13 protein-coding genes are annotated in these 20,145 nt (G+C 71.5%); 7 read left to right on the top strand and 6 right to left on the bottom strand.

Annotated elements, in window-relative coordinates; genetic code table 11:
* Positions 1-219: 219 nt before the first annotated feature.
* Together OF819_RS17235 and OF819_RS17240 are read right to left on the bottom strand one after the other, a co-directional pair.
* Positions 220-1,722, bottom strand: coding sequence for a 4-hydroxyphenylacetate 3-hydroxylase family protein (locus OF819_RS17235; RefSeq protein ID WP_267244445.1), 1,503 nt, complete (start codon positions 1,720-1,722; stop codon positions 220-222).
* Positions 1,723-1,878: 156 nt separating this feature from the next.
* Positions 1,879-2,850: an AraC family transcriptional regulator gene (locus OF819_RS17240; RefSeq protein WP_267244446.1), complete on the bottom strand. Its 972-nt coding sequence runs from the start codon at positions 2,848-2,850 to the stop codon at positions 1,879-1,881.
* A gap of 118 nt (positions 2,851-2,968) precedes the next feature.
* On the opposite strand from OF819_RS17240, the gene OF819_RS17245 reads away from it, so the two are divergent.
* The 6 genes from OF819_RS17245 to glgB all read left to right on the top strand — a co-directional run bounded on the left by OF819_RS17245 (position 2,969) and on the right by glgB (position 12,373).
* Positions 2,969-3,898 carry an SDR family oxidoreductase gene (locus OF819_RS17245; protein ID WP_267244447.1) on the top strand — a complete coding sequence of 310 codons (930 nt, stop codon included), beginning with the start codon at positions 2,969-2,971 and terminating at the stop codon, positions 3,896-3,898.
* Between the two features lie 86 nt (positions 3,899-3,984).
* A complete protein-coding gene (locus tag OF819_RS17250; RefSeq protein WP_267244448.1) occupies positions 3,985-4,116 on the top strand; it encodes a hypothetical protein in 132 nt (43 codons plus the stop codon).
* Between the two features lie 427 nt (positions 4,117-4,543).
* Positions 4,544-6,553 (top strand): alpha-1,4-glucan--maltose-1-phosphate maltosyltransferase, encoded by a 2,010-nt coding sequence (locus OF819_RS17255; protein ID WP_267244541.1) that lies wholly within the window; start codon positions 4,544-4,546, stop codon positions 6,551-6,553.
* The gene (treS, locus tag OF819_RS17260) at positions 6,550-8,268 is read left to right on the top strand and encodes a maltose alpha-D-glucosyltransferase (RefSeq protein WP_267244449.1); all 1,719 of its coding nucleotides are present in this window, start codon (positions 6,550-6,552) and stop codon (positions 8,266-8,268) included. Before OF819_RS17255 ends, treS begins: the two co-directional genes overlap by 4 nt.
* A 207-nt stretch (positions 8,269-8,475) precedes the next feature.
* On the top strand, positions 8,476-10,014 hold the full coding sequence (locus OF819_RS17265; protein WP_267244450.1) for a maltokinase N-terminal cap-like domain-containing protein: 1,539 nt from the start codon (positions 8,476-8,478) through the stop codon (positions 10,012-10,014).
* 46 nt (positions 10,015-10,060) lie between these two features.
* The gene (gene glgB, locus OF819_RS17270) at positions 10,061-12,373 is read left to right on the top strand and encodes a 1,4-alpha-glucan branching enzyme (RefSeq protein ID WP_267244451.1); all 2,313 of its coding nucleotides are present in this window, start codon (positions 10,061-10,063) and stop codon (positions 12,371-12,373) included.
* A gap of 99 nt (positions 12,374-12,472) precedes the next feature.
* On the opposite strand, the gene OF819_RS17275 is transcribed toward glgB, so the two are convergent.
* From OF819_RS17275 to OF819_RS17285, 3 genes are all read right to left on the bottom strand, one after another.
* The gene (locus OF819_RS17275) at positions 12,473-14,740 is read right to left on the bottom strand and encodes a HelD family protein (RefSeq protein WP_267244452.1); all 2,268 of its coding nucleotides are present in this window, start codon (positions 14,738-14,740) and stop codon (positions 12,473-12,475) included.
* Between the two features lie 153 nt (positions 14,741-14,893).
* Entirely contained in the window at positions 14,894-15,913 is a 1,020-nt protein-coding gene (locus OF819_RS17280) for an endo alpha-1,4 polygalactosaminidase (RefSeq protein ID WP_267244453.1), read from the bottom strand.
* Positions 15,914-16,033: 120 nt separating this feature from the next.
* Positions 16,034-17,053, bottom strand: a complete 1,020-nt coding sequence (locus OF819_RS17285) for a SecDF P1 head subdomain-containing protein (protein WP_267244454.1) — start codon at positions 17,051-17,053, stop codon at positions 16,034-16,036.
* Positions 17,054-17,332: 279 nt separating this feature from the next.
* Here OF819_RS17285 and OF819_RS17290 point away from each other — a divergent pair, with 279 nt between their 5' ends.
* Positions 17,333-18,739 carry a glycoside hydrolase family 16 protein gene (locus OF819_RS17290; protein ID WP_267244542.1) on the top strand — a complete coding sequence of 469 codons (1,407 nt, stop codon included), beginning with the start codon at positions 17,333-17,335 and terminating at the stop codon, positions 18,737-18,739.
* A 63-nt stretch (positions 18,740-18,802) separates the two neighbouring features.
* On the opposite strand, the gene OF819_RS17295 is transcribed toward OF819_RS17290, so the two are convergent.
* Positions 18,803-20,035: a YncE family protein gene (locus OF819_RS17295; RefSeq protein ID WP_267244455.1), complete on the bottom strand. Its 1,233-nt coding sequence runs from the start codon at positions 20,033-20,035 to the stop codon at positions 18,803-18,805.
* Between the last annotated feature and the right edge of the window lie 110 nt (positions 20,036-20,145).

Consider the following 20,145-nt stretch of genomic DNA (forward strand, 5'->3'; position numbering starts at 1 on the left):
CCCGGCGGGTCGGCTCGGCCTGGCGGGCCGGCTCAGCCAGGCGGATCGGCTCAGCCCGGCGACCCCCCTCGGCGGGGGCCGTCTCGGCCCGGCGGATCGGCTCAGCCCGGCGGGCCGACTCAGCCCGGCGACCCCCCTCGGCGGAGGCCGTCTCAGCCCGGCGGGCCGACTCGGCCCGGCGGGCTGGCGGGGTCAGTCGCGCGGCTTCCCGGCGGCCCCTCACCGGACCGCGCCTTCGCCGCCCGCGTCACGGCGCGTCAGGGCGTAGCCGTCGAGGCAGGAGCGGGCCAGCTCCTCGCATGCGGCGGTGTCCCCCTCCCACGCCTGCTGCATCAGATAGACGTGCGGCGCGCCGTGGTAGAAGCGCTCGTACTGCTCATGGCGGCCGGCGAACTCCGAGCCCAGCGCGTCCCAGGCCAGTTTGAGCAGTTTGACGCGGTCCTCGGCCGGATGGCCGGGCGAGCGGATGTACTTGCGCACCAGCGGGCCGAGTTCCGGGTGGAGCAGGTCCTCGCCGGAGGCGGGGAGCTGGATGAGGCCGCCGCCCGCCAGCGTCCTGATCTCCTGGACGGCCTGCGGGTAGAGCTCTCCGGCCATGATGCGCTGGGCGAAGGAGATCTCCTTGCCCGGCATCACCCCGCCGGACCCCCCGGCGGCGCCGGACCCGGCGGACCCGCCGTCCACCTGCTCGTACGACGCCTCCGCCGCCAGCACGAACGCCTTGGCCTGCGCGACCTTCCCCATCAGGCGTCCGATCGCCTGGGTCACCGGCGGCAGCTGGTAGGTGTTGTTCGCCTTCGTCAGCAGGATCGCGATCCCGGTGAGGAATTCCAGCTTGGTCCAGAAGCGGGTGGCCGCCTGATGGACGAAGTTGACGTACGCGGGCGTCCGCCACCACATCCGGAAGGTGGTGTCGACGTTCCGGTACGTCAGCATCCGCTCCCACGGCACGAAGACGTCGTCGCATATGAGCAGCGCGTCGTTCTCGTCGAAGCGCGACGACAGCGGGTTGTCGTAGACACTGCGCGCCTGCGCTTCGTACGACGTGCGCGACAGCAGCTTCAGACCCGGGGTGTCGAGGGGTATCGAGAAGCACAGCGCGTGGTCGACGTCCTGCGGCGGCAGCGGTTCGATCGTGCCGACGATGACCTCGTTGCCGAAGGCCGAGGCCGTGCCGATCATCTTCGCGCCGCGGACGACGACCCCGCCGTCCTTCTCGGCGACCGCCCGCACCACCAGATCGTCCTCCTCCTGCTCGGAGGCCGGTCTGGTCCGGTCGGTCTGCGGATTGGCCAGGGTGAAGGTCGCGTACAGGTCGCCTTCGGCGAGCCGCCGCCAGTACGCCAGGGCGTTGTCCGCGCCGTCGAAGGCATCGGTCGTGAACACACCGGGCGCGGCCGCGAAACCGGCCGCGCCGCCCGCCATATAGTCGGGCGTGCGCCCCAGGAAGCCGAAGCTCGCCTCCGCCCACACCTTGTACGCCTCGCGCCGGGCGACGAGGTCCTCGTACGAGCGGGGCACGGCGAAGGCCCGGTGCACCCCGTCCGGGGCGAGCCGCGCCCGATGCCCGGAGGAGTGCGCCAGGTCGTACAGGCGGGCGATGGACGCCGCGGTGTTGCGGAACGCGGCATGGCGGGTGACGTCCTCGACACGTTCGCCGTCGAGCCACACCTCGCGCCCGTCACGCAGCGATTCGAGGTACTCCTGACCAGACCTGGTCAACGTCCCTCCCTCTCTCAGTTCTCCATGGCCCCCCGAGGCCGCCGCGGCCCCGGTGACACCGGCTCCCGGCTGATGCCGAGCCTCGCTTCCGGCCATGACACGGGGCAATGAACGACCGTCCAGCGGTGATTAAGAACCGGCCAGTCCGCTGCCCGCTCATGCCGCGGTGAGGCTCTGTGAGCGGTACTCGCCCGGAGTCATCCCGAACCATTTGCGGAACGCCAGATGGAAGCCGACGGCGCTCTGGTAGCCCACCCGCTCCGGCACCGCCGACTGCGGCAGACAGGTCTCGCCGAGCAGCCGGGCCGCCTCCTGCATCCGCCGCCCGGTCAGGTGCCGGGCTGGGGCTTCGCCGACCAGTTCGCGGAACGCGGCGGTGAACGCCGACCGCGACATCCCGACCTCCCGGGCGAGCGAATCGATCGTCCAGGGCTCCGCGAAACGCGTGGCGATGATGACCATCGCCTTGCTGATGCCGGGGTTGGCGAGCATGGGCAGCGAGGAGGGGTTTTCGGCCAGTTCACGCAGCAGCGGGCGGAGCGCCAGCACCAGCGCCATCTCGAAGGTGCGCAGGGTGATCAGCCGGTCGCCCGGTCCGGTGGGCCGGTCGGTGGCGGCCAGCAGCCGCAGCGTGTCGCGCAGCAGCGGCTCCTTGTCGACCTGGGAGCGGTCGAGCACCAGCGCCCAGGGGAGCGCCTTGTACAGGCCGGTGGCGGCGCTCGCGTCGTAGTGCAGCCCGGCGCACAGGATGCGGCTCTCCGGTCCCGTCCCCTCGATCCTGATCTCTCCCGAGGTGCCCGGCGCCCGTTCGGGAAGGACGGCGGCGAGCGCGACGCCGCCGTGCCGTTCGGGCCGGTCGGCGAGCCGGTGCGCGGTGCCGGTGGGGAAGAGGGCGAGGTCACCCGTCGTCAGTTCGATGGGCGCCTGGTCCTCGCCGGTGATCCAGCAGCCGCCCTCGGTGATGTAGTGGAGGACGGCGCAGCTCTGCTCGGCGTCGCCCTCGATGGCCCAGGGTGCGCGCACATGCCAGCGGCTGTCGAACACCCCTGTGAGCCGCAGCGGTTTCAGCAGTTCACTGAGGAGGTCGTCGCCGAGGCCGCTGTCGCCTTTGCTGTCCGTGGAGTCCATTGGACGATCCTTCAACCTCCGCCCCGGTTTGTTAATTGATCGGCCGAAGCCGCCGACGCGAGCCTGGAAGAGCCGTTCACGGCAGCAGCCACACCCTATCGAAGGGCTCTTCAGACAAATGTCCGATCACATTCCGATGCGGGTCGCGGTCGTGGCCGCGACCGGATTCCAGGGCGGCGCGACGGCCCGTCTGCTGGCCGAGCGGGGCCACCGGGTCCGTACCATCAGCCGCAGGCCGGAGGCGGACCGCCCGGAGATCCCGGGCGTGACCATCGCGCCGGGCGATCTGGGGCGCTACGACGACGTCCGCGCCCTCTTCGAGAAGGCCACGCACGCCGCCGTGGTGCTGCCTCTGGTGTACGAGGCCGAGAGGGTCATGACGTACGCCCAGCACATCGCGAAAGCGGCCCGGGAGGCCGGGGTGGGCCGGGTGGTCTACAACGCCAACACCCGCATCCCGGACCGTACGACCAATGTCGCGGCCTTCGAGACCCGCCGGCTCGCCGAGACCGTGTTCCGCGAGAGCCTCGCCCAGAGCGAGGTGGAGCTGGTCGTCGTACGGCCGTCGGTCTACCTGGACAACCTCTTCAGCCCGTGGAACGGCCCGGCCCTCGTCGACGAGGGCGTGCTCGCCTATCCGCTGCCGGCAAACGCGCCGGTCTCCTGGATGTCGCACCGCGATCTGGCGGAGACGGTGTACGCGGCGCTCACGGTGGACGGCGTGGCGGGCCGCGCCTTCGACATCGGCGGCAGCCGGACGCTGACGGGCGAGGAGCTGGCGGCCGCCTTCGGCGAGGGGCTGGCGCGCGAGGTGCGCTATGTGCCGCTGGAGCCCGCGGTCTTCGAGCAGAGCCTGGCCCAGGTGATCGGCGCTCCGTCGGCGTGCGGGGTGGCGGGGCTCTACCACTACATGGCCAGCGGCGTGGAGCCGGACCTGATGGCGGGTGACGACGGGGAGACGGCGGCGGCCCTGTCGGTGAAGCCGCTGCCGGCGGCGGCGTGGGTGGCCGCCCAGCCCTGGCATATGTGGGCCGGCGGACAGCCGTGACCGCCGGAGGAAGGCAAGCGCCAAGAGGATTCAGACGAGGTTCAAACGGCATGGCAGGCATGACAGGTACGACAGGTACGACAGGCATGGCAGGTACGACACGCATGACGCACACCACCGGCATCAGCTCCCGCCGTCGGACCGCCGCGCATCCGGAGCCCAGCTGGGGCGCGGTGCGCGCGGGACGCGGGGAGCCCAGCTGGGGCGCGGCGCCCTGAGCGGGGCGCACGGCAGGAACACCCGACCGGAGCGGGAGCGAAGCAGCAGGGGCGGCCGTCGTGCCGCCCCTTTCCGCGTGGTCCGACCTTTTGCGGGGCCTCTGGCGCGTACGCCGGTGTGGTGCAAATGTCTCTCGGAGCACCGGCAGCACAGGACGACAGCACCGGACAGGCAGTCACCCCGACCACCGGATTGCCCACCCGCCGGGCGTGGGAAGGCTCATCCGGTACGTACGCAGGCGAGCGCATCCCTCTGAGCATTTCTTACCGCCCAGCCGAGTGAACGCGGACAGGAGCGGCCATGCCCGCAGCCCGCCAGTCGACGACCGAGCAGCTACAAAGAACCAGCACCCAAAGATTCAGTAAAACGACGCAAACGGCCCAATCCGTTCTGCCCGCACTGCCCTCAGGTGATGTCGTGAACCCCATGATCGGCCGCATCCCCGTCCTGGACGTCCGCCCCCTCGTCGACTGCGGACGACGACCCGCCAAGGCGGTGACGGGCGAGACCTTCCAGGTGACCGCCACCGTATTCCGCGAGGGCCATGACGCCGTCGCCGCCAATGTCGTGCTGCGCGACCCCAGCGGACGGCCCGGCCCCTTCACCCCGATGCGGGAGCTCGCGCCGGGCACCGACCGCTACGGCGCGGAGGTCGCCGCGGACTCCGAGGGCCTGTGGACCTATGCCGTCGAAGGATGGAGCGACCCGGTCGCCACCTGGCGGCAGCACGCCCAGATCAAGATCCCCGCCGGGATCGACACCGCGCTGGTGCTGGCGGAGGGCGCCGAGCTGTACGAGCGGGCGGCCGCCGGGGTGCCCAAGAAGGACGGCCGGGAAGCCGTGCTCGCCGCCGTGGACGCGCTGCGCGACGAGAGCCGGCCGGCCGCGGCCCGGCTCGCCGCCGCGCTGGCCCCCGGCGCCCGCGCCGCCCTCGACCGCCATCCGCTGCGCGAACTGGTCACCTCCTCCCCCGCGTTGCCGCTGCTCGTGGAGCGCAAGCGGGCGCTGTACGGCTCCTGGTACGAGATGTTCCCCCGCTCCGAGGGCGCGGTCGTCGCCGACGACGGCCGCCCGCCGGTCTCCGGCACGCTGCGCACCGCCGCCGAACGGCTCCCCGCGATCGCCGCGATGGGCTTTGACGTCGTCTATCTGCCCCCGGTCCACCCCATCGGCGCCACACACCGCAAGGGCCCCAACAACTCCCTCTCGGCGGGGCCGCACGATGTGGGCGTGCCCTGGGCGATCGGCTCGCCCGAGGGCGGCCATGACGCGCTCCACCCGGACCTCGGCACCCTGGAGGACTTCGACCACTTCGTGCTGGCGGCCCGCTCGCTGCGTATGGAGGTCGCCCTGGACTTCGCGCTCCAGTGCTCCCCCGACCACCCCTGGGTGCTGAAGCATCCCGAGTGGTTCCACCGCAGGGCCGACGGCTCCATCGCCTATGCCGAGAATCCGCCGAAGAAGTACCAGGACATCTATCCGATCGCCTTTGACGCCGATATGCCGGGGCTCGTCGAGGAGACGCTGCGCGTGCTGCGCTTCTGGATGGGCCACGGGGTGCGGATCTTCCGGGTGGACAATCCGCACACCAAGCCCGTCGTCTTCTGGGAGAAGGTCATCGGGGAGATCAACCGCACCGACCCCGATGTGATCTTCCTGGCGGAGGCGTTCACCCGCCCTGCGATGATGCACACGCTGGCCGCGATCGGATTCCAGCAGTCGTACACGTACTTCACCTGGCGCAACACCAAAGCGGAGCTGACCGAGTACCTGACCGAGCTGTCCGGCGACGCGGCCGCCCATATGCGCCCCAATTTCTTTGTGAACACCCCGGACATCCTGCACGCCTACCTCCAGCAGGGCGGCCGGCCCGCCTTCGAGGTGCGGGCGGTGCTCGCGGCGACGCTGTCGCCGTCCTGGGGCATGTACGCCGGATACGAGCTGTGCGAGAACACCCCGCTCAGACAGGGCAGTGAGGAGTACCTCGACTCGGAGAAGTACCAACTGCGGCCCCGTGACTGGGAGTCGGCCGAGCGGGAGGGACGCACCATCACCCCGCTGATCACCCGGCTCAACCGCGTACGCCGCCGCCATCCGGCCCTCCAGCAGCTGCGCGGCCTCACCTTCCACGACGTCGACAACGACCAGGTGATCGCGTACTCGAAGCACTGCGGACGCCCGTCAGACCCGGGCTCCGACGTGGTCCTGGTGGTCGCCAACCTGGACCCGCACCACACCCAGGAGGCCACGGTCTCGTTGGACATGCCGCGCATCGGCCTCGACTGGCACGAGAGCGCGCCGGTGCGCGACGAGCTCACCGGCGAGACCTATCACTGGGGCAGAACCAACTATGTGCGCCTCGAGCCGGGCATCACGCCAGCGCACATCCTCGTTCTGCGACCGTCCCCGCCGATCGGAGGGTCACCCACATCATGATCGTCAATGAGCCCGTCCACGACACGTTCGAGGACACCCCGGCCAAGGACCGCGATCCCGACTGGTTCAAGCGGGCCGTCTTCTACGAGGTCCTTGTCCGCTCCTTCCAGGACAGCAACGGCGACGGCATCGGCGACCTCAAGGGCATCACCGCCAAACTGGACTATCTCCAGTGGCTGGGCGTGGACTGCCTGTGGCTGCCGCCCTTCTTCAAGTCACCGCTGCGGGACGGCGGTTACGATGTGGCGGACTACACCTCCGTACTGCCGGACTTCGGCGACCTCGCCGACTTCGTGGAGTTCGTGGACGCGGCCCACCAGCGCGGCATGCGCGTGATCATCGACTTCGTGATGAACCACACCAGCGACCAGCACCCGTGGTTCCAGGAGTCCCGCACCAATCCGGACGGGCCCTACGGCGACTACTACCTCTGGGCGGACGACGACAAGCAGTACGAGGGCGCCCGGATCATCTTCGTCGACACCGAGACGTCGAACTGGACCTTCGACCCGGTGCGCAAGCAGTACTACTGGCACCGCTTCTTCTCCCACCAGCCCGATCTCAACTACGAGAACCCGGCGGTGCAGGAGGAGATCATCTCGGCGCTGCGCTTCTGGCTGGACCTGGGCATCGACGGCTTCCGGCTGGACGCGGTGCCGTATCTCTACCAGCAGGAGGGCACCAACTGCGAGAACCTCCCCGCCACCCACGCCTTCCTCAAGCGGGTCCGCAAGGAGATCGACGCCCACTACCCGGACACGGTGCTGCTCGCCGAGGCCAATCAGTGGCCCGAGGACGTCGTCGACTACTTCGGCGACTACGCGGCGGGCGGCGACGAATGCCATATGGCGTTCCACTTCCCGGTGATGCCGCGCATCTTCATGGCCGTACGGCGTGAATCCCGCTACCCCGTCTCCGAAATCCTCGCCAAGACCCCGGCGATCCCCAAGAACTGCCAGTGGGGCATCTTCCTGCGGAACCACGACGAGCTGACCCTCGAAATGGTCACCGACGAAGAGCGCGACTATATGTACGCGGAGTACGCCAAGGACCCGCGGATGCGGGCCAACATCGGCATCCGCCGGCGACTCGCGCCCCTGCTGGACAACGACCGCAACCAGATCGAGCTGTTCACGGCGCTGCTGCTGTCGCTGCCCGGCTCCCCGATCCTCTACTACGGGGACGAGATCGGGATGGGCGACAACATCTGGCTGGGCGACCGGGACGCGGTGCGCACCCCGATGCAGTGGACCCCGGACAGAAACGCCGGCTTCTCCTCCTGCGACCCCGGACGGCTGTATCTGCCGACCATCATGGACCCGGTCTACGGCTACCAGGTCACCAATGTGGAGGCGGCGATGGCCTCGCCGTCCTCACTGCTGCACTGGACCCGCCGGATGATCGAGATCCGCAAGCAGAACCCGGCCTTCGGGCTCGGCTCGTACAGCGAGCTGCCGTCGTCGAACCCGTCCGTCCTGGCCTTCCTGCGGGAATTCAAGGACGACCTGGTGATGTGCGTGAACAACTTCTCGCGGTTCGCGCAGCCGACGGAGCTGGATCTGCGCCGGTTCAACGGCCACCACCCCGTGGAGCTGATCGGGGGCGTGCGCTTCCCGGCCATCGGCCAGTGGCCGTATCTGCTGACCCTGGCGGGTCACGGCTTCTACTGGTTCCGGCTGCGGAAGGACGCGGCGGCGGCTTCGACGCCGTCCTGACGGGGCGGGGCGCCTCACTCGCCATCGCGACATACCCAGACGCATCCGCCGATGGGAGTGATGTCCCCGCCGGGGCGGTTTCCGCCGCCCCGGCGGGGGCACTCTCCCCCTCACCCCCGCGCGCCGCCGGACAGCCACTGCTGCAATCCGGGACACTCTGCGCATGCAGCACTTTTAGGGTGTATCCCGGGGAAAGGACGCGATGCCATGTCGGAGGGTGCATCCTCCCGGACCCCCGTCGCCCATGTCGCCCACGTCGCCCTCATCGCCTCACTCGCCCCGCTGCTGCACCGCTGGCTCCCCCGGCAGCGGTGGTACGCGGGCAAGGGCCGCCCGGTCACCGGCTTCTCGCTGGTCTCGGCGACCGAGCTGCTGCCCGCGGACGGGCCCGGCGCGGGGCTGCTCCATCTGCTGCTGCGGGTCAGACAGCAGGAGCCCCGGGAACAGGAGTTCCGGCAGCACGAGACCCGGCAGCACGAGCGGACATCCTCCGGCGCCGGCCGCCGCCGCCAGTCACCCGACGACTGCTATCAGCTCTTCCTCGGAGTGCGACAGACCCTGCCGCCGCATCTCGCCCCCGCGCTGATCGGCCATCTGGCCAGCGGACCGCTCGCCGGACGGACCGTATACGAAGGTCTGCACGATCCCCGGCTCGCGGAACTGCTGCTGGAACGGCTGCGCGCCCCCGGCGCCCTCGGACCGCTGCGCTTCGACCGCTTCGACGGCACGCCCGCCGTCCCCGGCGGGCTCGCCCCGCGCCCGCTGGACGCCGAGCAGTCCAACACCTCCCTGGTATACGGCGACGCCTACATCCTCAAGCTGTTCCGCCGTGTCCACCCCGGCCCCAACCCGGATCTGGAGCTGCCGCTCGCACTCGCCCGCGCCGGGTGCGGCCGGGCCCCCGCCCCCGTCGCCTGGTACGAGGCCCATACCCCGGAGCCGTACACCCTGGGGGTGCTCCAGCCGTTTCTGCGGGGCTCGCAGGACGCCTGGGTGCTGGCGCTCAAGGCGCTGGCCGAAGGGGAGCCGTTCACGGCGGAGGCACGGGCGCTGGGCCGGGTCACCGCCGAGGTGCACCAGGCGCTGGCGGGCGAGCTGCCGACAGTGACCCTGCACCGGCCGCAGACCGAGCAGCTCGCCGCGGCGATGCGCAGACGGCTGGACGCGGCGGCGGAGGCGGTGCCCGCGCTGACGCCGTATGTGCCGCGGCTGCGCACCGCGTTCGAGGCGGTCGCGGAGCTCGGCCGGCGGGGCCGGGTCTGGTGCGCCCAGCGCGTACACGGCGATCTGCACCTCGGTCAGATACTGCGCGGCGCGCGGGAGGCGGCGCCCGGCCCGGCGCTCACCGGTGCGCCGGACGGCGGCCCCGGGACCCGGCAGCGGCCGGCCGGCGACGGGCACTGGTCGGTCATCGACTTCGAGGGCGAGCCCGCGCGGCCGCTCACCGAACGCCGCCGCCCGCAGCCCGCGGTGCGCGACGTCGCCGGAATGCTCCGCTCCTTCGACTACGCCGCCCGCACCCACCGCCCCTGGAACCCGGACTGGGCCGAGCGCTGCCGCGACGCCTACTGCGAGGGCTACGCCGAGGTCAGCGGCGCGGACCCGCGTCTGGAAATGGAGCTGCTGCGCGCGTACGAGACGGACAAGGCGGTGTACGAGGCGGTGTACGAGGCCAGACACCGCCCCGACTGGCTGCCGGTGCCCATGGCGGCGATCGACCGCCTGGCCGCCGCTCTCACCCCCTGACGCCCCTTCCCTCCCCGCCCCGCATCCCTTCCAGGAGGCTGCCCCCGTGACCCCTCGTCCCCCGTCCCCCGGTTCCGCCGACGCACCCAGGGCACAGCGCGGAAAGCAGCCGCCCGCCCGAGCGTCGAAGCAGCGCGGCAGCCATGGCGTGCGTCCCGCCCGGCCGCTCCCGGAGGAGGACCGGCAGCGGCTGCTGCACGGCGCCCACCACGATCCGCACGCCCTGCTCGGCGCGCACACCGTGCGCGGCGGGGTGGAGCTGCGGGTGCTGCGCCCCTACGCACGCTCGGTGACCGTGCTCGCCAAGGGGCTGCGCGCCGCGCTGCACGAGGACGGCGACGGTCTGTTCTCCGGAGTGCTGCCGCTGCGCGCCGTCCCCGAATACCGGCTGGTCGTGGCGTACGACGGCGAAGGTGGCAGCGGCACACACGAGATCGAGGTCCATGACCCGTACCGCTTTCTGCCCGCCCTGGGCGAACTGGATCTGCATCTGATCGGCGAGGGCCGCCACGAGGAGCTGTGGAAGGCGCTGGGGGCCCAGCCGATGGCGCACCAGGGCGTGACCGGCACCCGCTTCACGGTATGGGCGCCCAACGCCCGCGGGGTGCGGATCGCCGGGGACTTCAACTACTGGGACGGCACCGGCTTCCCCATGCGCTCCCTGGGCTCCAGCGGGGTGTGGGAGCTGTTCCTGCCGGGCGTGGGCGAGGGAGCGCTGTACAAGTTCGACATCACCCGCCCGGACGGCTCGCACACCCTGCGCGCCGACCCGATGGCCCGGCGCACGGAGGCCCCGCCCGCCACCGCCTCGATCGTGACCGAGTCCCACCATGTGTGGCATGACGAGGAGTGGATGGCGCACCGCGGCGACCGTCCGGTGCACGAGTCGCCGTTCTCGGTCTACGAGGTCCATCTGCCGTCCTGGCGGCCCGGTCTGACCTACCGCCAGCTGGCCGCGCAGCTGCCCGCGTACGTCAAGGACCTCGGCTTCACCCATGTGGAGTTCATGCCGCTCGCCGAGCATCCCTTCGGCGGCTCCTGGGGCTACCAGATCACGGGCTTCTACGCGCCCACCGCCCGGCTGGGCACGCCGGACGACTTCAGACACCTCGTCGACGCGCTGCACCGGGCGGGCGTCGGCGTGCTGATGGACTGGGTGCCGGCCCACTTCCCGCGCGACGACTGGGCGCTCGCCCAGTTCGACGGCCGCCCGCTGTACGAGCACCAGGACCCGGTCCGGGCGTCGCACCCCGACTGGGGCACGCTGGAGTTCGACTACGGCCGCAAAGAGGTGCGCAACTTCCTCGTGGCGAACGCCGCGTACTGGTGCGAGGAGTTCCATATCGACGGGCTGCGGGTGGACGCCGTCGCCTCGATGCTGTACCTCGACTACTCACGCGAGAACGGCGAGTGGTCGCCGAACGAACACGGCGGCCGGGAGAACCTGGACGCGGTGGCCTTCCTCCAGGAGATGAACGCCACCGTCTACCGCCGCTGCCCGGGCGTCGTCACCATCGCGGAGGAGTCCACCGCCTGGGACGGCGTGACCCGCGCGACCCACCATGCGGGCCCCGGCGGCTTCGGCGGCCTCGGCTTCGGCCTGAAGTGGAACATGGGCTGGATGCATGACTCGCTGGGCTATGTCGCGCACGAGCCGGTGCACCGCAAGTTCCACCACAACGAGATGACCTTCTCGATGGTGTACGCGTACAGCGAGAACTACATCCTGCCGATCTCCCACGACGAGGTGGTCCACGGCAAGCAGGCGCTGGTCAGCAAAATGCCCGGCGACTGGTGGCAGCAGCGCGCCAACCACCGCGCGTATCTGGGCTTCATGTGGGCGCACCCCGGCAAGCAGCTGCTCTTCATGGGCCAGGAGTTCGCCCAGGGCGCGGAGTGGTCGGAGAGCCACGGGCCCGACTGGTGGCTGCTCGACCCCTCGTACGCGGCGGAGCCGGACCACCGGGGCGTGCGGGACCTGGTCCGCGACCTCAACACGCTCTACGCGGGCACGCCCGCGCTCTGGCAACGCGACACCACGCCCGAGGGCTTCGCCTGGGTCGACGGCGACGCGGCCGAGGACAACGTCTTCGCCTTCCTCCGCTTCGACGCCCACGGCGCGCCGCTGCTCGCGGTGAGCAACTTCTCCCCCGTGGTGCGCCATGAGTACCGCCTCGGCGTGCCGCCCGAGCCGACGGCCTGGGCGGAGGTCCTCAACACGGACGCCGCACGCTACGGCGGCGGCGACGTGACCAACCCGGACCCCCTGAAGCCGGACGACACCCCCTGCCACGGCCGCCGCCACAGCATCCAGCTGACCCTGCCGCCCCTCGCAACCCTCTGGCTCCGCCCGTCATGACGCGCCCCCGCCCGGGGCCCGGGCCCGGCCACCACGTCGCGGTCAGCCCCGGCGGGCGTGACGCCCTGGGATCGCGGGCGTGGCGCGCTGGGATCGCAGCTAGCCCTCCGCTTCCATCCGGACCAGCCCCAGCCGCTGCGTTGCTCTGGTCAGCGCCACATACAGGTCGTTCTCGCCGTGCGGGACGGCCGTGCGGATGCCGTGCGGGTCGACGACCACCACCGTGTCAAATTCCAGGCCCTTCGCCTGGCGGGGGTCGATCAGGACGACCGGGCGGGTGAGGTCGAGGGGGCCCTCGAAGGGGACGTCGGGCAGCGCGGCGGACAGGGCCTCGCGCAGTGCGGGGTGCAGGGCGGGCGGGGCGATCACGGCGAGGCGGCCTTCGCGCGGGGCGCCGGCGACGCGTTCGGCGACGGCGTGGGGCAGCTTGCCCGGGGAGACCGCCGTCTCCCAGGGCCGTACCCCCGTCGACCGCACCGAGCGCGGCGGCTCGAAGCCGGGGTCCGCGGCGCGCCTCAGCTCCGCCGCGAGGTCCATGATCTCGGTGGGGGTGCGGTAGTTGACGCCGAGCCTGGCCAGCTCCCAGCGGTCCTCGACGTACGGACCGAGGATGTGCTGCCAGGAGCTGCTGCCGGCCGCGTCGCCGGTCTGCGCCGGGTCGCCGACGAGCGTCATGGAGCGGGTCGGGGCGCGCCGCATCAGCAGCCGCCAGGCCATCGCGGACAGCTCCTGCGCCTCATCCACGATGATGTGCCCGAACGCCCAGGTGCGGTCGGCCGCGGCGCGCTCCGCGGCGCTGCGGGTGTCGGCCTCCTCGTGCCGGTCGGCCATCCGCTCGGCGTCGATGACGTCATGCGCGCTGAGGACCTCGGAGGCGTCCTTGTCGAGCTCCTCCTTGTCCTCGAACTCATAGGTGCGGGAGGCGTACGAGACGTCGAGCACGCCCTGCGCATAGGCGATCCGCCGCTGGCGCTCGGCCTCCGCGGCGGCGCGGGCGGCGGAGTCGTCCGCGCCGAGGAGCTCGGCGGCCTCGTCGAGCAGCGGCACATCGGCGGGCGTCCAGGGGCCGGAGGGGCTCGCGGCGGCGCGGCGGATCGTTTCCGCGTCCGCGTCGGAGAGATGCGCCGGTTCGGCGAGGTAGTCGGCGAGGAACTCCTGCGGGGTGAGCAGGGGCCACAGCTCGTCGATCGCGGCATGCACCTCGCTGCTCGCGGCGATGCCCTTCGCGAGCTGGGCGATGTCGTCGGGGCCGAGGAAGTTGGGCCCGCCGTACGGGTCCTCGCCGATGCGGTCGGCCAGCTGCTCGGTCAGCGCGTCGATGATCCGGAACGCGAAGTGCGGGCGGGCGAGATTGTGCGGCAGCCCGGTCTCGCGGGCCTTGTGCCGGGCTTCGAGCGCCATGTCCCAGTCGAGGACGAGATCGCCGTCGTCGTGCGGGATGACCAGCGGCGACCCTCGCTCGGGCACCTGCTGCCGGTCGCGTACGGCCGCGGCCAGCGCCTCGGCCATCTCCGCGCGCCCCTTGACCTCCGCGGCCCGCTGGCTGTCGACGCCCTCGGCGCGCACGCCGGGGAACAGCTCGCCCACCGTGGCCAGCAGCACACCCGTCTCGCCGAGCGAGGGCAGCACTTCGCCGATGTAGCTGAGGAAAGCCGGGTTGGGCCCGACGATCAGCACGGCGCGCTTGGCGAGCTGCTCCCGGTGCGCGTAGAGCAGATACGCGGCCCGGTGCAGCGCCACCGCGGTCTTCCCGGTGCCCGGACCGCCCTCGACGACCAGCACGCCGTGGTGCGGGGCGCGGATGATGCGGTCCTGTTCGGCCTGGATGGTCTGCACGATGTCGCCCATGCGGCCGGTGCGGGCGGAGTTCAGCGCGGCGAGCAGCACCTCGTCGGCGTTACGGGACTCGTATCCGGTGCGGGTGTCGTCGTCGAGGTCGAGGATCTCGTCATGCAGTCCGGTGACGGTCCGCCCCTCGGTGGTGATGTGCCGGCGGCGGCGCAGCCCCATCGGCTCATACCCGGTGGCGAGGTAGAACGGCCGCGCGACGGGCGCGCGCCAGTCGATGAGCAGGGGTGTCCGTTCGCTGTCGTCGGCGCGGATGCCGATGCGCCCGATGTGGTGGGTGCGTCCGTCGCGGCGGTCGATGCGTCCGAAGCAGAGACCGGTGTCCGCGACGTTCAGGGAGGCGAATCTCGCGGAGTGCTCCGCGGTGACGACATCCCGCTCGACCCGTGCCTGGCGTCCCGTGCCGACCTGCGCGACGGCCTGCCGGAGGGCGGACTCGGCCTGCTCACGAAGCGTGTCGAGACGCTCGTGGAGCAGGGAGATGAATTGCTGTTCCTGCTGCAATTCGTCGTTTGACAATTCAGCTCCTGACGCGGTATATTATGCGGAGTTGGTTAACCGTATTGTTTATGCGCACATAAAGCGGAACCACTCAATATACCCAGAGAAGAACCCCGGCCGCCAATGCGGAGCCGGGGTTTTTGTGTGCGGCAGTTCGGAACGCCGGGCAGATCAGCAGGTACGGCGGGCGTACGCGGCTTCCCCGGCCGGGGCGACGTCCAGGTCGCGCAGGACCACCGAGAGCCTGTCGCCCCAGGTCTCGCAGGCGGCGGCAAGGCCCGCCGTCTGGTACTCGATGACGAAGACCCGGTCGTCGAAGGCGTCCGCGTAGGCACCGCATTCGTCGTACTGTCCGCACTCCTCGGCGACCGCGAAATCGAATCCGATGCTCCGTCCCCGGCCTGCCAGTTCGGCGGCGTTCTTCTGGCCGATCGCCAGACCGGCGGCGTGGGCCCGCGCGACGAGCAGCTTCCCGAAGGCGAGGTCGTGTTCAGCCGTGAGGAGCCCCCTGGACCGCTCGTGCGAGTCGAGGTTGTCGGCCTCGACGGCCTGGTAGCCGGAGGCGGCACAGCCGTCGATCCACTCCCCCACGATCCGGGCGAGCCGCTCGCGCTTGGCGGGGGTCGAGATGTCAAGGAGGGCCTCGTCCCAGTCTCCGTCGACGACCAGTGCACCGGCGGCGTCACGGAGCAGCAGGTCGGGGTGGCGGGCCTGCCACCAGCCGGTGGCGTCAGGCTGGGCCTGGAAAGCGTTGACGTAGCAGATGTTGTACAGCCCGGGCGCGGGCTTCGCGGCGCGGTCGCGGGAGACCGCGCGTACACCGGGCGGTGGGGCGTAGGGGCCGCCGATCTGGTAGTCGAAGGCGATGCCGGCCTCGGGCAGCACCGGCTTGCCCGCCCCGGCCGGGGTGCGGGCCTCGGTCGGCTTCCCCGAAGCGGTCGGGGCCTGGGCCGGGGCCGCCGTACCGGCTGCGGTCGGCGGCCTGGCGCCGGCCGGGGCTCCGGCCCCGGGCTCGGCCCCGGGCTCGGCAGCGGTCGCGGTCGCGGTCGGCGCGGCGGCGGAGGACCCGTCCGGCACATCGGCGCGCTCGCCGCCGGACGCGGAGCATCCGCCCACGGCCCCTGCGAGCACACCGCACACCACCACCGCGGCGAACACGCGGAGAAGGGCAGGGCGGACGCGGTCGGACATCTCAGGGGCTCCTGTCGGCACATGGGCTGCGGCGGCGCGCAGCCCATCATGCCGCCCCTGCCGCCTCCTCCCGCCGTCGGCCCCCGGGGCGCGCAGAAGACGGGCCTGGCGCGGCCCGGCCTACGGTTCGCCGATCCGGACGAGGCTGGTGATCTCCAACTCCGCGGGAAGGGAACCGGAATTCAGGGTGGCGGCGAGTTCCTCGGCGGACCGGCGCGTGAACGTCCCGGAGATCTCGGCATTGCCGCCGCCGAGTCTCATGTTGACGGCCGGTGCGGAGACGACCTCGCCGTCGAGGACGATGGCGAACTGGTTCTGCGGCGAGGAGCGGGCGGCGAGATCTCCGGTGATGTCGGCGAACTTCCGCGTGCCCGCGGGGCTGAAGGCCAGCTGGACGACCCAGCGCGCCGTGCCCTGGGCATCCAGGGCGGCCTCGGCCGAGCTGATGCCGGAGCCGTCCAGGGCGGCCGGACCCAGCAGATACTTCAGGGCCTCGCCCGGCGGCGTCCCGCCTTCGGCGCCGCAGGCGGCGATGGAGTCCTGTGCGCCGGCGCGCCGGCCGGCGTCGGCGCGCGGGCGGTCGCCGGAGCAGTCCAGCGCCGCGAACTCCGCCTGAAGCGCGGCGCTGGGCTCCGACGAGGTGTTCGCGGAGGGAACGGCGGGGCTGTCGGCGGGACGGTCGGCAGAGGGGGCGGCGGCGGAGTCGGCGGAGGAGTCGGTGGAGCGGTCGGCGGGGAGCGCAGACCCAGGGGCCACCGCCAGCACCGGCCGGAAGTGCAGCTCCCCGGCGGCTCCCAGTTGCTTCAGGCGCTCCTCGTCGGAGCTGGGACCGGTGACGGTGATGGAGCCGCCCTCCGCCCTGACCCGTACACCGGCCATCCCCAGTGCGTCGGCACGCCGCTTGAGCCGTTCCGCGGTCGTCCGCACCGCGTCGGCCGTCGCCGGCTGCCGGGCGGCGAAGGTCACGGCCGACCGGCTGCCGTCGGCCGCGCCGGAGGCTTCCGCGGCGGCGCTCCGGGCGGCGTCGGCTCCCGACGGTGTGCCCCTCAAAGAGCCCGACGGGCCGGAACAGCCGACCAGCACCACCGCCCCGGCGCACAGAGACACAAGGACACAAGCGGTCTGACGAGAGTGCGGCATGGCGAGCAGTCTCCCAAGCGGGACAAGGCATCGGCAGGCGAATGCGGAGACTGCGCAACCCGGCAGACAGCGCGCGTGTTCAAGGGCTTAACACGGCACGGGGATTGACGGGGGATCTGCCTCCATCTAGAAAACAGTGAGAGCGCTCTCAAACCCCCCGCCTCGGCTCCATCCGTCCGGAGGTGTTCCTTGAGTACGAGCCGCATCCAGCGCAACACACACCACACCAGCACCCGCACCCACGCCTGCGCCCCGCGCCGCACGGCCCCGGCCGTCTCCCTGCTGGCCGTCCTGGCCGTCGTTCTCGCCGGGATCGCCGCCGTGGGCGGCGGGGCCGGGGCCGCGCGTGGGGATGTGCCGCCGCCCGCGCCCGGGTGGACCCTGCAGTGGAGCGACGACTTCGACGGAGCGGACGGCACGCTCCCTTCGGCCGCGGACTGGCAGATCGACACCGGCCACTCCTATCCGGGAGGGCCCGCCAACTGGGGCACGGGCGAGGTCCAGAACTACACCGCCAGTCCCGACAACATCAGCCATGACGGGAACGGCCGGCTGCGCATCACCCCGCTCCGGGACGGAGCGGGCAACTGGACCTCGGCGCGGATCGAGACGCGGCGGGCGGACTTCAAGGCCCCCGCGGGCGGCACGCTGCGCATCGAGGGGCGGATACAGATGCCGAACGTGACCGGGGACGCCGCCCTCGGCTACTGGCCCGCGTTCTGGGCGCTGGGCTCCCCGTACCGGGGCGATTACTGGAACTGGCCGTCCATCGGCGAGTTCGACATCATGGAGAACGTCAACGGCCTCAACTCCGTCTGGGGCGTGCTGCACTGCGGCGTCAACCCCGGCGGGCCGTGCAATGAGACCAGCGGGCTCGGCGCCAGCCGCGTCTGCCCCGGCGCAAGCTGCCAGTCGGCGTTCCACACGTACCGCTTCGAGTGGGACCGGTCCGTGTCCCCCAGCGAACTGCGCTGGTATGTGGACGGACAGCTCTACCACAGCCTCGACCAGAGCCGGTTCGACGCCACGACCTGGGCGAACATGACGGACCACGCGGGCTACTTCATTCTGCTCAACGTCGCGATCGGCGGTGCCTTCCCGGATGCGCTGGGCGGCAGGACGCCGACCGCGGCGACGGCGCCCGGGCATGCGATGCTCGTGGACTATGTCGCCGTCTGGACCAGGGGCGGGGGCGGCACCACCCCGCCGCCCGGCGGATCGTCCCAGCTGTATCTGCGGCCCGGGGGCGCGGCAGGCGATGCGGCGGGCTCCGGTTCCGCGGTGAGCCTCGCCTCCGCGGGCGGGGCGAACCACGACGGCAGTCCGCACAGTCCGCGGGTGTTCACGGCTTCCGGGATCACCCGTGCGTACAGCGGCGGCTCCACGGAGTTCGACCTGTTGGTGGACGCGGGGTCGACGGTCGCCAACGGCCAGCAGATCAGGGTGAGTTATGACCGTACCGGCGACGGGACCTGGGACCGGACGGAGACGTACCACTACTTCGCCACCGATCCAGTGCCGGGCTATGAGCACTATACGCAGGCGCGGGGGCTGAAGTCCGCCACCGGCTCGCATGGCGATCTGACGGGCGGCCGGGTGCGGATCGAGGTCTGGAGCGCGATCGGCAGCGGACCGAGCACGCTCGGGACCGGCAACCTGTCGTACGTCCGCATCCCCTTCGGCTGAGCGGCACGCTCCTGGTCGCCGCCGCCGGACCCGCTGCGCGCGGCGACCAGGAGAAGCCCTGTGTCAGGGGCGGCTGAGCCCGTTCAGGGCCTCCTTTGCGACCCTGCCCGCGCGTTCGCGCTGGGGGAAGTCGCCGACCTCGACCCGGGCGACCTCCTCTGCCGTCGCGTAGTCGATCACGGACACCTCGTCCCGGTTGGACAGCGTCACAAAGCAGTGCCGGCCGTCGGGGCCGGTGACGGACCAGTACGGCAGCGAGCCCTCGGGGTAGTGCACAAAGCCGTCCGTCGTCAGGGAGGGGCGGGAGGCGATCGCCGTGTAGTCGTCGATGGTGCCCGCCATGCACAGCTTGTCGCCGGCCGCGTTCATGGCCATGCCGTGGTGGGCCGAGTTCTGCGGATAGTCGTCCGGCTTGAGCCGCGCGCCCGCCTCGCTGAAGGGCATCCGGACCGTGCGGACCGTGCGCCCGCGCTCCAGGTCGTACTCGATGAAGCCGTTGAGGTACGACAGCTGGGCGTACATCGTCTTGCCGTCCGGGGTGATCACGGACGGGCGGACGCCGTGGTCGAAGCTGTATCTCCGTACGACCTTGAGCGTGCGGGCGTCCGCGACCGTCACCTGCTTGGCGCCCTTGAGGAAGTTAAGGGCCTTGGGGAGCGAGGTGACGCCGATGGACATGTTGTAGATGAGGGAGCCGTCCGCGGAGTAGACGTTCTCGTGCGGATAGGTGCCGGTCGGGAACGAGCCGGTGATCCGGCCCGTCGCCGTGTCCAGCGTCTGGGACTTGGCGGCGGTGATGGCCGAGACGACGAAGGTCCGGCCGTCCGGGGAGAGCGCGGCATGGTCGGCCTTGAAGCCGTCGAGGTGGGTGCGCCAGAGCTGCCGGCCGCTGGCGACGTCGTACGCCGCCGCGTCGCCCAGGTTGCCGCGGGAGACATACAGCGTGGCGCCGTCGGGCGCGAGATGGGCGTCGTCGACGAACTTGTCGCCGCCCGCCTGCTGTTTGACGATCTCGTACGCGGCGCGCCGGATCGGGCCCATCCCGTTCAGCACCTCGTCGAGGTCGGGGATGACGTCGAGGGAGCCGAGGTTGTCGTAGGTGTGGGCGTCGATGAAGCTGACGGTGCCGTCGGCGCTGTTGCCTACGATGACGACATCGCGCAGCCCGCCCCCGGCCGCCGGTCCGTCCGCGGCCGTGGAGGCCGGGGCGGTCAGCGAGCCGAGGGCGAGCGTGAGGGTGAGCGTGAGAGTGAGAGTGAGCGCGAGCGGTGCCGGAGGACGCGTTCTGCGCCACATGGGGGCCGTCCCTTCCCGTGCTTGGTGATGGGCATGCCATGACTGGAGCGGCCCATACGATGACACGTTCCGGTTACCGGCGGTACGGTCGCGACGCGAGGAAGCCCGGA

Origin of the sequence: Streptomyces sp. PR69 (genome assembly GCF_026420845.1) — a bacterium.
Lineage (GTDB): Bacteria > Actinomycetota > Actinomycetes > Streptomycetales > Streptomycetaceae > Streptomyces.

What these genes read in the sequence shown, in the direction of transcription:
- OF819_RS17240 (WP_267244446.1), bottom strand. Translation starts at nt 2,850, where the DNA reads ATGGACTCCACGGACAGCAAAGGCGACAGCGGCCTCGGCGACGACCTC.
- OF819_RS17245 (WP_267244447.1), top strand. Translation starts at nt 2,969, where the DNA reads ATGTCCGATCACATTCCGATGCGGGTCGCGGTCGTGGCCGCGACCGGA.
- OF819_RS17250 (WP_267244448.1), top strand. Translation starts at nt 3,985, where the DNA reads ATGGCAGGTACGACACGCATGACGCACACCACCGGCATCAGCTCCCGC.
- OF819_RS17255 (WP_267244541.1), top strand. Translation starts at nt 4,544, where the DNA reads ATGATCGGCCGCATCCCCGTCCTGGACGTCCGCCCCCTCGTCGACTGC.
- treS (WP_267244449.1), top strand. Translation starts at nt 6,550, where the DNA reads ATGATCGTCAATGAGCCCGTCCACGACACGTTCGAGGACACCCCGGCC.
- OF819_RS17265 (WP_267244450.1), top strand. Translation starts at nt 8,476, where the DNA reads ATGTCGGAGGGTGCATCCTCCCGGACCCCCGTCGCCCATGTCGCCCAC.
- OF819_RS17280 (WP_267244453.1), bottom strand. Translation starts at nt 15,913, where the DNA reads ATGTCCGACCGCGTCCGCCCTGCCCTTCTCCGCGTGTTCGCCGCGGTG.
- OF819_RS17285 (WP_267244454.1), bottom strand. Translation starts at nt 17,053, where the DNA reads ATGCCGCACTCTCGTCAGACCGCTTGTGTCCTTGTGTCTCTGTGCGCC.
- OF819_RS17295 (WP_267244455.1), bottom strand. Translation starts at nt 20,035, where the DNA reads ATGTGGCGCAGAACGCGTCCTCCGGCACCGCTCGCGCTCACTCTCACT.